The 12,467-nt window shown below is 52.5% G+C and carries 14 protein-coding genes; 4 read left to right on the top strand and 10 right to left on the bottom strand.

The annotated features are described in order from the left end of the window. Positions 1-24: 24 nt before the first annotated feature. Genes B2067_RS01285 through hldE form a run of 4 tightly spaced genes read right to left on the bottom strand, consistent with a single transcriptional unit; the run spans position 25 to position 4,210 of the window. Positions 25-846, bottom strand: a complete 822-nt coding sequence (locus B2067_RS01285) for an SDR family oxidoreductase (protein ID WP_301387234.1) — start codon at positions 844-846, stop codon at positions 25-27. 25 nt (positions 847-871) lie between these two features. Next, a complete protein-coding gene (lpxL, locus tag B2067_RS01280; RefSeq protein WP_301387233.1) occupies positions 872-1,819 on the bottom strand; it encodes an LpxL/LpxP family Kdo(2)-lipid IV(A) lauroyl/palmitoleoyl acyltransferase in 948 nt (315 codons plus the stop codon). Further along, complete coding sequence (gene rfaD, locus B2067_RS01275; RefSeq protein WP_301387232.1) at positions 1,812-2,783, bottom strand: ADP-glyceromanno-heptose 6-epimerase; 972 nt, start codon at positions 2,781-2,783, stop codon at positions 1,812-1,814. The genes lpxL and rfaD overlap by 8 nt, the downstream gene beginning before the upstream one ends. After that, positions 2,780-4,210 carry a bifunctional D-glycero-beta-D-manno-heptose-7-phosphate kinase/D-glycero-beta-D-manno-heptose 1-phosphate adenylyltransferase HldE gene (gene hldE / locus B2067_RS01270; RefSeq protein WP_301387245.1) on the bottom strand — a complete coding sequence of 477 codons (1,431 nt, stop codon included), beginning with the start codon at positions 4,208-4,210 and terminating at the stop codon, positions 2,780-2,782. Before hldE ends, rfaD begins: the two co-directional genes overlap by 4 nt. A gap of 99 nt (positions 4,211-4,309) precedes the next feature. On the opposite strand from hldE, the gene waaA reads away from it, so the two are divergent. After that, a complete protein-coding gene (gene waaA, locus B2067_RS01265; protein ID WP_301387231.1) occupies positions 4,310-5,578 on the top strand; it encodes a lipid IV(A) 3-deoxy-D-manno-octulosonic acid transferase in 1,269 nt (422 codons plus the stop codon). A 43-nt stretch (positions 5,579-5,621) separates the two neighbouring features. Here the strand turns inward: waaA and B2067_RS01260 are convergent, their stop codons facing one another. Further along, positions 5,622-6,140, bottom strand: coding sequence for a DUF1566 domain-containing protein (locus tag B2067_RS01260; RefSeq protein ID WP_301377817.1), 519 nt, complete (start codon positions 6,138-6,140; stop codon positions 5,622-5,624). A 20-nt stretch (positions 6,141-6,160) separates the two neighbouring features. Continuing rightward, positions 6,161-7,531 carry a DUF1566 domain-containing protein gene (locus B2067_RS01255; protein WP_301377815.1) on the bottom strand — a complete coding sequence of 457 codons (1,371 nt, stop codon included), beginning with the start codon at positions 7,529-7,531 and terminating at the stop codon, positions 6,161-6,163. Between the two features lie 180 nt (positions 7,532-7,711). Here B2067_RS01255 and B2067_RS01250 point away from each other — a divergent pair, with 180 nt between their 5' ends. Together B2067_RS01250 and B2067_RS01245 are read left to right on the top strand one after the other, a co-directional pair. After that, positions 7,712-7,969, top strand: coding sequence for a type II toxin-antitoxin system ParD family antitoxin (locus tag B2067_RS01250; protein WP_301377814.1), 258 nt, complete (start codon positions 7,712-7,714; stop codon positions 7,967-7,969). An 8-nt stretch (positions 7,970-7,977) separates the two neighbouring features. Further along, positions 7,978-8,283, top strand: a complete 306-nt coding sequence (locus B2067_RS01245; RefSeq protein WP_301377812.1) for a type II toxin-antitoxin system RelE/ParE family toxin — start codon at positions 7,978-7,980, stop codon at positions 8,281-8,283. Between the two features lie 110 nt (positions 8,284-8,393). On the opposite strand, the gene speE is transcribed toward B2067_RS01245, so the two are convergent. The 3 genes from speE to B2067_RS16040 form a co-directional block, all read right to left on the bottom strand. After that, the gene (gene speE, locus B2067_RS01240) at positions 8,394-9,248 is read right to left on the bottom strand and encodes a polyamine aminopropyltransferase (RefSeq protein ID WP_301387230.1); all 855 of its coding nucleotides are present in this window, start codon (positions 9,246-9,248) and stop codon (positions 8,394-8,396) included. A gap of 138 nt (positions 9,249-9,386) precedes the next feature. After that, on the bottom strand, positions 9,387-10,325 hold the full coding sequence (locus B2067_RS01235; protein WP_301387229.1) for an alpha/beta fold hydrolase: 939 nt from the start codon (positions 10,323-10,325) through the stop codon (positions 9,387-9,389). A gap of 114 nt (positions 10,326-10,439) precedes the next feature. Further along, entirely contained in the window at positions 10,440-10,880 is a 441-nt protein-coding gene (locus tag B2067_RS16040) for a gamma-glutamylcyclotransferase family protein (RefSeq protein WP_301377806.1), read from the bottom strand. A 230-nt stretch (positions 10,881-11,110) separates the two neighbouring features. On the opposite strand from B2067_RS16040, the gene B2067_RS01230 reads away from it, so the two are divergent. Beyond that, on the top strand, positions 11,111-11,749 hold the full coding sequence (locus tag B2067_RS01230) for a hypothetical protein (protein WP_301387228.1): 639 nt from the start codon (positions 11,111-11,113) through the stop codon (positions 11,747-11,749). Between the two features lies 1 nt (position 11,750). Here the strand turns inward: B2067_RS01230 and B2067_RS01225 are convergent. Further along, the coding region (locus B2067_RS01225) for a DNA gyrase C-terminal beta-propeller domain-containing protein (RefSeq protein WP_301387227.1) at positions 11,751-12,467 on the bottom strand (717 nt) is incomplete at its 5' end.

Raw genomic sequence — 12,467 nt, 5'->3', positions numbered from 1 at the left:
GACGATTAAGCCAACTGAACAAAATCAGCTTTGCTTTTGCAGTGACTCTTCACGACGCCGCAAATCGAATGATGCCTGCTTCACTTTCCAGCGGAACAGACCACCCAGCCAACGCTTAATAAATACCGCTTTGCGGCCAATCGGGTGCGGGTTACAGATCATCTCGCCCTTCATCAGCGACTTATAGGCGCGATCAGCCACTTCACTGGCATCCAGCTCTGACTTCTCGAACACCTTATCGACGAACTTCAGCATTGAAGGATCTGACGTTTTCATCGTCTTGTTCAGATTGGTACGGAAGAAACCTGGGCACAGCGCCGTGACCTTGATGTTATAAGCGTGCAGCTCGTAGTACATGGTTTCAGAGAGTGCGATCACACCCGCCTTAGTCACATTGTAGGAAGCCATCGACGGGAGAATCATCAGACCGGCAAGCGAAGCAGTATTCATAATGTAGCCGCTGTTCTGCTTCTTCATCACAGGGGTAAAGGTACGGCAGCCCAGAGCGACGCCTTTGAGGTTGATATCGATGATCCATTCCCACCAGGCCCACTCGCCCGCGTCAATACGGTCGCCAGTGGCAACACCGGCATTATTAATCAGGACATCAAGGCCACCCCACCGCTCTTCAACATCAGCACGCAGTGCATTCCACTGATCTTCAGAGGTGACATCCAGATAGGCCGTCCAGCCTTTACCACCTGCTTTTTCTACCAGCTCCAGAGTTTCAGCCGAGCCCTCGCTGTTAATATCTGCGATACAGATATCGGCACCTTCTTTAGCGAAGCGTAAGGCCAGTTCGCGGCCAAGACCGCTGGCTGAACCTGTGATCAGTACTTTTTGCATGATGATAAAACCCCGAAAGTTGTTGTTATTTTTTCTTGCGGTAAATGCTGCCCTTTTTCATTTCAGGGTCAACCGTTGTCTTAAAGCGTTTGTGTAGCCACAGATACTGAGAGGGGTGCTCCCGTAGCTGTGTTTCGATAAAGTCATTCGCCATTTGAGCGTCAGCTGCGTCATCGCCACTCGGAATCGGCAAAGGGTCATGCACCGTGACGGTATAGCCCGAGTTATCATCTTTACGGAAGTAAGTGATCGGCATCACCAGCGCCTTACCCGCTTTCGCGATACGGGAAGTCGCTGTAATCGTCGCCGCCGGGTGGCCAAAGAAGTTTACGAAGATGCTGTTCTTACGGCCGAAATCCTGATCCTGGGCGTACCAGAGCACGTTGCCCTGACGTAACGTACGGATGAATCCACGGATGTCTTTACGCGTCAGGCATTCATCGTACAAACGGGCGCGGTTCCGCTCCATTACATAATTCATCACCGGGTTATCCTGCGGGCGATAGCTTACGCTCACGCGTTGCACTGTACTGACCAGGCTGCCAGCGAGATCCAGCATGGAGTAATGAGCACCGAGCAACATCACACCCTGACCGTTATTCTGTGCCTCTCGCACCTTATCGAAACCTACAAAATCCGTGCGGGCGGCCAACCACTGAGGATCACGGAACCAGCCCATAAAGGTTTCCATCAAACCGATGCCATTATCGATAAAGATCTGACGTACCAGGGCATCACGCTCAGCCGGGGATTTCTCTGGAAAGCAGATTTCCATATTTACTTCGGCAATTCTGCGACGACTCCCGGCGACCTTGTGTAGCAGCAAGCCAATACCTTTGCCGATTCCCAACTGCCATGAAAAGGGCAAGCGAGTCAGAAGCGCGAGCAATCCTACGCCCAACCAGATGGGCCAGTGCTTAGGGTGGAGCGGAGCTTTGAGCTGCTCCGCGCCGCCTTTAGATACATCAGCCATTCAGCCAGTCCAGATACGCGTTAACGCCCTGTTCAACTGTGAAAAATTCGTCGGTGTAGCCAGCTGCACGCAGATTCGAGATATCCGCTTCGGTGAAGCTCTGATAAGCACCTTTCAGATGGTCCGGGAACGGAATGTACTCTTTCTTGCCATCGGTACCTTTCGCGCCATGCCACGCCACGACGGCATCTGCAACGTCGTTAAAGCTCTGGCATTTACCTGTTCCCAAATTGTAAATCCCCGATGCCGCTTTCTGCTGCCAGAACCAGAGGTTCACTTTCACAACATCGCCGACATAGACGAAGTCACGGCGCTGCTCGCCAGCACCCCAGCCTTCGGTCTCGCCAAACAGCTTACAAACGCCGGTGTCCTTAATCTGGTTATTGAAGTGAAAAGCTACTGACGACATAGAGCCTTTGTGCTGCTCACGCGGACCATACACGTTGAAGTAACGGAAGCCCACAACCTGACTTGGGAAACGGTTATTCGGATAAGTGGCCTGCAACTGACGAACGTATTGGTCGAACTGCCACTTAGAGTAGCCGTACACGTTCAGAGGCTTTTCGTGAGCGCGTTCTTCTTTGAATACGTCGCTGCCGCCATAGACGGATGCGCTGGAGGCATACAGGTATGGAATGCCCTGTTCGAGGCAGGCGTGCAGCAGAATCTTGGAGTACTCGTAGTTGTTCTCCATCATAAACTTGCCATCCCACTCGGTAGTGGATGAGCAGGCACCTTCGTGGAAGATAGCTTCAACATCGTCCAGCAGGCCATCATCAATCTGTACGCGCTGGATAAAGTCATCCTTATCCAGATAGTCGGCAATATCGCAATCGCTGATGTTATAGAACTGGCGACCGTCGCTCAGGTCGTCCACCACGATGATGTCGGTGCGCCCCATCGCGTTCAGGGCTTTAACGATGTTGCTGCCAATAAAACCGGCGCCGCCTGTTACGATAATCATGCTTCTGTCTCCTGAATGCGTTTAACAATGGCCGTGGTTGAGCAGTTGTCTTTAAAGCTCAGGATGATCACGTCACCACCGTTTTGCTGTACACACTGACCACCAGCAATCTCTTCGATGCGGTAGTCACCACCCTTCACCAGAATATCCGGCAGCACCCGACAGATCAGGCGCTCCGGGGTATCTTCGGTAAAAGGCACCACCCAATCCACGCTTTCAAGGCCAGATAACACAGCCATTCGGTGATCGAGTGGGTTAATCGGACGTGCCGGGCCTTTCAGGCGCGACACAGATTCGTCAGAGTTCACCGCAACTAACAGGCGGTCACCCAAGGCTTTCGCTTCTTTCAGATACTGCACATGACCGGGATGAATAATGTCGAAACAGCCATTGGTCATGACCAGAGTTTCACCACGTTCACGGGCCTCCTCGACCAGTACCATCAGCGAGTCTTCATCAAACAGGCCAGCACCCTGCTGGCTGTCCTGACGCAGCTCACGGCGCAACTCTTCGGTTGAGGCCGTTGCGGTACCCAGCTTGCCGACCACAATGCCAGCAGCAGTATTTGCCAACACAGTAGCCTCTTCAAAACCAGCACCAGCAGCCAGCGAGGCCGCCAGAACAGAAATTACGGTATCACCGGCACCGGTCACATCGTACACCTCGCGGGCGCGGGTCGGCAGATGGAAAGGCTCAGCGTCGCGACGTACCAGGGTCATGCCCTTTTCACTGCGAGTGACCAGCACGCCTTCAAGATCAAACTCTTCGACTAGCGCACGGGCTTTTGCAACCAGCGCTTCGTCCGACTGAGCCGGGCCAACGACGGCCTCAAACTCGCTGAGATTCGGTGTAATCAGGGTCGCGCCCCGATATTTCTCGAAGTCCGCACCTTTCGGGTCGACCAGAACCGGAACATTCTGCGCTTTCGCGGCTTTAATCAGAGGCTGAGGATCTGCCAGCGAGCCTTTGCCGTAATCCGACAAGATGACTACACCCGTATTTTTTAAGCGAGCTTCAAACGACGCTTTCGATGCGGAGATATCCACCGCGTGGAAGGCATCTTCAAAGTCGAGACGAATCAGCTGCTGCTGACGGCTGATAATCCGCAATTTGGTGATGGTCGGATGGGTGTCGTGCCTTTGGAAATCACAAGTAACACCGGCATCCTGTAGCAGGTCTTCGAGCAAAACAGCGTTGTCATCCTGACCGGTAATGCCAAGCAGGTCGACCTGACCACCGAGCACCGCAATGTTCAACGCAACGTTACCCGCACCACCAGCACGGTTTTCTGTGTCCTGAATTTTCACCACAGGTACAGGTGCCTCGGGAGAAATACGTGACGTCGGGCCACCCCAGTAGCGGTCGAGCATAATGTCGCCGAATACCAGAACCCGGGCTTTGTGAAAATCAGGAATAGTTACATCCATCAGGGGAGTCGCCGGTAGATCAGAAAGCGCGCAGTTTAACATAGGCGACCTCTGATTTGTGCTACTATCCGGGCCCGACATTCAGTACCCGGACGCACTGTGGCACGACATCTTTACACCCTGATCTACAGCCTGTTTTTACCCATTATCATCGCCCGACTTTGGTGGCGTGGGCGCGCCAACCCAGGGTACCGCCAGCGTGTCGCTGAACGCTTCGGGTTTCTGCCGCACAGACCACGCCCGGGCGGCCTATGGGTACATGCAGTATCTGTTGGTGAAACGCTCGCTGCGGCTCAGTTTGTCAAACAGTTCATGGAGCAGAACCCGAACACGCCGGTCATCATTACCAGCACGACTCCAACGGGCTCAGAGCAGGTAAAACGCATATTCGGCGAGCGCGTGTTCCACATGTACCTGCCGTATGACCTGCCGTCATTCATCAATCGTTTTATCAAGAACATCCAGCCTGGTGCCTTGGTCATTATTGAAACTGAACTCTGGCCAAACCTATTGGCATCATGCGCTAAGCATGACCTTCCAGTGGTACTGGCGAACGCCCGACTGTCCGAGAAGTCTGCTCGTGGATACGCAAAACTCCCAGCGTTGACCCGCCCAATGCTACACAGCCTGAGTGTAGTCGCAGTGCAGAATCCGACGGACGGCCAGCGCTTTATTGAATTAGGGTTACCCACCGGCCGTATGAAAGTAACCGGCAGCGTAAAGTTTGATGTCACTGTTCCGGAGGACTGCCATAAGCAGGGAGTCGCGCTTCGCGGGCAATGGGGAGCAGATCGCCCGGTACTGGCACTCGCATCCAGCCACCCGACCGAAGACGAACAACTCCTTGATATCTATCCAGCGTTAGAGAAAGCCATTCCAGGCCTCCTGCTACTACTGATTCCACGCCACCCAGAACGTTTTGAGCCAGTGACCAATGCTGCCCGTAGCCGCCACCTGCACGTCCACCGCCGCACGAATGGCAACGTCTCTGACGATATTCAGATTTATGTTGCCGATACCATGGGCGAAATGCTGAATATGCTTGCCGCAGCCGATGTCGTCGTCATGGGCGGAAGCCTTTATCCGGGCGGCGGCGGTCACAACCCAATTGAACCGGCTGCACTCGGCAAAGCCACCTTGATTGGTGCTGATCACATAAACTTCACCAGTATTGTTAATGAACTGACCGAGGCTGGCGCCATAGCCGTTTGCGAAAGCCTGCCGGCGTTGCAGGATGAGGTAATTCGCTTGCTGAGGGACAGCATTGCCCGCGAAGCGATGGGTCATAAAGGGCTGGACGTGGTAGAGAGTAATCGTGGTGCAGTAGCGCAGTTGCTGGCGTTGGTGAAAGAGCAGTTGTCGGACTGAAGCTATACCTGCCTTCTGAACACATTACTGCCCCAAATCCGAATTATGGTAAGTGACGTACTAATCGAACATGATAATAGGCATTACGTTGCCTAGAGAAATCAGCGCCGTATTCAAACTCCACAGTCCACGAATAGCCATCGCGGCCTGCTTCCGGCGATCCCGACCAGAAACTTGATGAGGGTGTCGCCGGAAAAATTGCTAGATTAATCGCCGGATCTAAACGATCCTCCGCAACCAGGGAGCTCAATTCTTTAATATTCGGTAGGCGCCAGTCTGAATAGCCCGCAACTGATATACCTGAGGTCAACGTAAGAGCATCACTCCAAGTATAAGTTGTTGCCGCGCCGGTGCAGTTACCCGCACCACCATTAGGTTCCCAGACTTGTCCTTCTGAGCACTGCAACCACATCAAACGAGTCTCGTTGTCCGTAACCGTACCATCGTCGTGTAAGGTATAACGACTATCAGGTGTGATATTTTCAATATCGGGGTTCACTGTCTGCGCGAAAGCCAGCAAAGGCACCAGCAAAACGACGACAACTGACAAATAGTTTTTCATTCAATTTTCCTCTTTAGTGATCAATTATGCGCAGAACGAACGACCCTTACTCTAAAGTCGGCGTCACGGCTAAAGTTACCATCACCGCCAGTGTAGAAGTTCATAATCCAAGAATGACTATTACGACGAGCATTAGGTGACCCTGACCAATACCAAGTGCTAATAGTGTTAGGGAAGTAACCAATCTCAATACCGGGATTGGCACGCCCATAATGAACGATGCTGCGCAGCTCTTCTTTTTTAGGCATGCGCCAGTCGTTAGCGCCACACAGGCCGGCGGCATTGACGCGATCTACAAAGGCCTCGGTATTGCAATGCGTGGTGCTGTTAGCGTTGTCGTAGCCGTAACAGATAGCCCCATCGTCATCGGCGTAACCGACAGAGCCGCCATTGGTGGAGGAGTCGGTGTCGTACCAGTTATATCGGTCGTCGGCATCATGGAGGCTGTCGCCGACGTTACCATCAGAAGGGGTTTTGACCTCCCAGATTAAGCCGGTAACGTTGTCGCGCACGCAGGACCATTCGGTGGCGCTTTCTGGCAGATCGTTGCCGCTCGCATCGAGTTTGGTGAAGTCAAAACCAGCATCGCCAGCACCGGTTTTGGCGAGCTGGCCGTTGGCAGCTTGTGGATCGCGGCCATAGTGGGCATCCTGCCCCGAAGGTATCAGATTGCCGTCGGCATCAATACCATCTGCGGTGTGCGTCGCTCCAGTATCGGTACAGTTGAACGTTGAACTCCACTGGGCTTCATCTTCGGCATCGTAGTTACCGCACAGGGTGATGCCAGTATCATTGAGCTGCCCTTGCTCATTAAAGATGACGTCGATAGTGCAGTCGGCGGTAATATTCGTAATGTAGTCGTTGCCTGTGCGCGTACCTTCACAACCTGTGATGGCCGAGGCGTAATATCCGCTGTCTGGCGCTACCGTCAGGGTCAGGTTGTCACCGTGCAATACGGTTTGTGCCGTATCGGGCGTGACAGTACCATTGCCGCTGGCATTGATAGACACTATGTATTCAAGGCGGGCGAAGGTGGCGTTGATGGCACAATCAGCAGTGATGGCATCCACTGTAAAGGTGTTATCGGTAAGTAAGCCGCCACAACCGCTGGCCGATTCAATGCGATAGCCGGTATCTGGCGTGATGCTTACGCTGAAACCGGTGCCTTCTTCAACGGTTTGCGTACCCGTCAGACTGAGTACACCGCCGTCGGTCGCGGCAAGCGTAACGGCGTAAGTCGTTGGTTGCTCAGACGCTTGCTCGTTTTCAGAATTTTCGCTGTAACTGCCCGGATCAGCCGGTGTTTTGTCTTTGCTGCCTGAGTCGCCGCAGCCGGTCAGTGCCCCGACAACAAACAGCATAGCGAGCAAAGGTGAGTACGTTGCCTTCACGTTAGAGTCCCTGTGATTTCTTTTGGGGCACTTTATAAAGAAAGGAGCTCAGGGTCTATTGTCAAAGTACGTCGAAGGTAGCCGGTTAAGAAATAAACCTCAGGCAATAATCAAAAATTGACAATCTTTGTAGCGACTCATAATCTGAAACCAATATCCACTCAATCAGAGAGGCTCACCATGCATATCTCGCTCACTTCTGAACTCGAATCACGGGTTAAAGCCAAGGTAGAAAGCGGCCTTTATAACAATGCCAGTGAGGTTGTACGGGAAGCTCTGCGTTTTATGGAAACCCACGAAGACTGGGTTCGTGAGCTGAAACTGGCGCAGCTGCGTGAGCAGCTAAAGGTCGGAGCGGACCAGCTCAACCAGGGCGAAGGCATCAAGGTTGAATCCCGTGATGCGTTAGATAGCCTGTTTAAAGACATCACCGGCTGATTTCAGACGTGACTTTCGCACTAACCATTTCGCCCGCAGCGAATAACGATCTTAGCGATATCTACCGCTACAGTGCCCAACAATGGGGACAGAGGAAAGCGCGAGATTATCTGGATGCGATCAAAGATACATTCTGGAGGCTAGTGGAGCAGCCTCATAGTGGTGTACTGCGGCCTGAGTTACTCGATAGTTTGTTAACCGACACCCGCAGCCTGTTAGTAGAGAGCCATGTTATCTACTACCAGATACGAGCGAATTCGGTACAAATCATCCGGGTACTGCACGCCAGACAGGATCCCGGACGGCATTTTTAGGCACCAATACGAAAAACGCCCGCGCTGGTAGCAACCAACGCGGGCGTTATCGTTTCTATCATTACTTCTATCTTTGCCTTAGGGCTTCAGATGAATACCAGGCAAATGCCTTACTTCATCAGCACTTTCACGTAATTCGGCAACGCGAAGCTGGCGACGTGTACTTCAGGGTTGTAGTAACGGGTTTCAAAGCCCGCCGCATCATAGCGCGCCTGAATCTGCTCAACTGTTTGCTTGCGCAGTGACTCATCGTCTGTTGCCCATGCCAGAGACATAAAACCGCCCGCGTAGGTTGGCACTGGCATAACATAGAAGCTTGCATCGCTGTAGATTTTGCTCAGGCGCTGGAAAGTATTGGTCACTTCATCGCCCTGCATAAATGGCACGCCATTCTGAGCTACCATAATGCCGCCTTCGTTCAGGCACTTCTTCTCATCGGCGTAGAAGTCAGAAGTGAACAGCACTTCGCCCGGACCAATAGGGTCGGTCGAGTCAGAGATAATCACATCAAATTTGTCAGTGCAGTTTGCGACAAAATCTTTGCCGTCAGCGATCACGATATTGGCTTTCGGGTCGTCATAGGCGCCGTCAGAGTGTTTCGGGAAGTACTCTTTGCACATATCAATCACGCTCTGGTCGATCTCAACCTGAGTTACGTGCTCTACGTTCTTGTGACGCAGCACCTCACGCAAAATACCGCCGTCGCCACCACCAATGATCAGCACACGCTTTGGATTCGGGTGCGCCAGCATAGGCACGTGCACCATCATCTCGTGATAGATAAACTCATCTTTCTCGGTGGTCTGCACCACACCATCAAGCAGCATCACACGGCCAAGAAATGGGGTTTCGAAGATCTCCAGATGCTGGTGTTCGGTTTTTACTTCAAACAGCAGTTCACTGACAGTGAAGGACTGGGCGTAGTCGTCGTACAGACGCTCGCGGACGAAAGTTTTCTCAGTCATGGGCGGATTCCAGATGGGAGTGAGTAAAGCGCCGGATTATAGCTGCCATAGCAAATCAGGACTATGGTGAAGTAATCGTAGGGCAAACAAAAAGGCCAGCAGTCGCTGGCCTTTTCTTTGGTTAAACACCGTAAGCGCTTACTGCTCAAGCCCAGCAATAAAGGCTTTCAGGTCTTCAGCTGTCTGCTTTGGCGCTTCCAGCTGAGGCAGATGGCCGATACCTTCCATCTTTATAGTAGTGACATTCTGCATCAGCTGTTCGAGAACATCCGTAGCACCGACGTTAAGTACACGGTCCTCAACACCCCAAACCAGAAGCGTCGGAGTCTCAAGGCCGGTCACACGCTCTTCAACACTGTCCGATTTGACCTGAGCGAAAATATCCTGTTCCAGCTCAAAGTTGTCGATGCGTTTTTTAGCCATCTGGTCCAGTACAAACCCAGGCACAAACGGCGGCTCGCTCATTACGATGTCGAACACGTCGCGAAATTCATCTTCGGTTTTGGCTGTCAGTGGGTTCTTGCCCGTTTCTTCGATAATCTCCATGACTTCAGATTTTGGCGCAGACCAGACACCGCCCGGATCAAGCAACCAGAGGCTCTTTACCTCAGCTGGATACAGCGCGGCGTAGGTCATAGCAATATGGCCACCCATGGAGCTGCCGCCCATATGGAGCTTACGATCAAGATTCAGCTCGCTGAACAACTCATGCAAACGTTTGGCCTGAGCGGTTGGTGTGTAGTCAGCTGGGTTAGGTTTCGACGATTCACCAAAACCAATATGATCAGGCACGATCAGGTGGAAGTCTTTCAGGTATGGCGCTGACTCAGTGAAGTTGTCTTTGTCAGCACCAAAGCCGTGCAACAGAACCAGCGTGTCAGCGTCGGTATTTTCTGACTCCAGGTAAACGTAGGTCAGACCACTTGGCAGTGTAATTTCTTTCTGTTCAAGGTCTCCAAGGCCGCGTTTCACATCAACCAGAAACGCTGCGGTCCCCTCTGGGGCAACCATGATAGTGCCTGTAATACCAATGACTACAACCACCACCAGCGCGGCTATCGCTTTAACTATTTTCATTATTACTCCTCTATGAGTCGTTCATTCACTTATAAGCAGGCAACATAGTAAGGTCTGGTAATCATGCCGCCCATATCTTTTCCGGCCGGATTACGAATTCAATGGCTCGTTTTGTTACATTTTTAGCCAGTCGTTTGATGGAATCAGCTCTATCCGCCGGATCATTCCAGTTAAATGGCCGATGTACTCATACACCCAAACCTCGATTTCAGAACCCTCTGCGGTTACCGCTATCACCTTACACCGACGGTATTCATGAGGCTGTGGGCAAGAGGCGGAACAACCCTCATACACATCAAGGCAGGCAAGAATGCGGTCATTAACGCAATAAATGTCTCCCTGAACATGTGAATATGACGAAGTACCCGGCAAGCTTCCGGGCGCGACCCACCCAGGATAGAGCCCCAATGAGAGCAAGTGACCAGGAACAGTCGCAGCCGTCTCATGGCGGTCTTTTGTCAGGAGTGCTCTTGCCTTATCGGAGCCCACTATGGAACTGGTAAAGCGCGCAGCCGGCCTTAAGCTGCCGTAGACAAACAGGTAATCGCCTTCCATTTCTTGATATCTGTGACAAATTTGACAGAAAGCGTACCGGAAAACGCTGGATTTGTGACTTCCTCCTCAAATTAACAGTCTTGCCATTAAGGGCCCGTTTTCATCCAGGAATGGATTGCTATGGTAGTTAACCGATTTAGTGAATACCCAGGCAAGGAGTTGTTATGAAGACCAGGCGCTCAGTTCTATCAACGATGATCCTTGCCTCACTTACCTGCATCAGTGGATGCATGAGCGATAATTCAAACGCAGACAGCTCGCGAACAGACAGCTCCCCAGCGGGGGTATGGTATGTTCAGACAACAATGAGCGATAGCATCAATGACTCAGGAAGTGATATCCGCACCCAAATGTCCGGACGACAGCTTGTCGTACTGGAAGAGACTGGCCACGGAGAATTCCGGCTACACGACTGCACCGCTAATTTCACGCCAATAACACTCAACCAACAGGCTTCACAGTTGCGCGGCGCCTATTCACTGACCGATAAGACTGCGACTTCACCTTACAGCGAATCGGGCTCTCTGAGCATCACTCTGGATGAAGGCATGATGCACGGACAATACAAGCACTTCGACAGAAATTTCGATGGCTCGTGGGACAGTGAACAAACAGCCTATTTCGAAGGACATAAGGTCACCGCGGCGGAGACCCTGGAAGCACTCAGTCAGGCTGAGATTGATGGAATACTCGGTGGCGTGGCAAACCGCTCGGCAGCGACTGTCCCTCTGGGGGCGACTTGCACCGGCATTGCAAGCATGACGACAAATGGCACGATCAGAGCAAGACCAACATCCCAGGCCGTTGCAGATCTGTTAAGGCCGGAGCGGCAACCCGACCTTTTCGTTGCTTCAGAAGGTGGGCGCTGATTTAGTCAGCCCCCTGAACCTCCATCGAATCAACATTCTGGAAACCACGCGGTAACTTGTTACCACGGCGCCCACGCTCTCCCTGGTAATGTTCAAGATCTGAGAACTTGAGTTTCAGGTGACGCTTACCGGCATGAACCAGCAGGGTATCCCCTTCTTTGAAAGCAAGCGTGGCAACCATCAGCTCTTCTCTGGCGGCCGCCCGGGTGCCGTTGATGTTGATCATCTTGTTGCCTTTACCGCGCGCCATCTGTGGGAGATCAGCCGCAGGGAAGACCAGCATCCGCCCTTCATTACTCACCGCGGCAATCCAGCTCTTATCCGGCTCGTCGATCAGTGTTGGTGGCAACACTTTCGCGTTGGTCGGCACAGTAACCAGTGTCTTACCGGCTTTGTTCTTGCTCTGCATGTCAGCGAGCGTACCGATAAAGCCATAGCCCGCGTCGGTACTTAGCAGGTAGCGGTCATCGTCTTTGCCCATCAATGCATTCGTGAACAGACTGCCTGCCGGAGGGTTCAGCTTGCCAGTTAACGGCTCACCCTGACCCCGTGCTGAAGGCAGTGTATGCGCCTGCAAACTGTACGATCGGCCAGTGTTATCAAGGAAGATCACACTCTGATTCGATTTACCTTTGGCCGACGTGAGGAAGGCATCACCGGCTTTGTAGCTCAGGTTTGCACCATCAACGTCATGACCCTTGGCGGCGCGGACCCAACC

Origin of the sequence: Thalassolituus sp. UBA2590 (genome assembly GCF_002339775.1) — a bacterium.
In the GTDB taxonomy this organism is placed as follows: Bacteria; Pseudomonadota; Gammaproteobacteria; order Pseudomonadales; family Oceanobacteraceae; genus Thalassolituus.
Note: the sequence above shows the minus strand (reverse complement) of the source record. Positions and strands in the feature narration are given on the sequence as shown.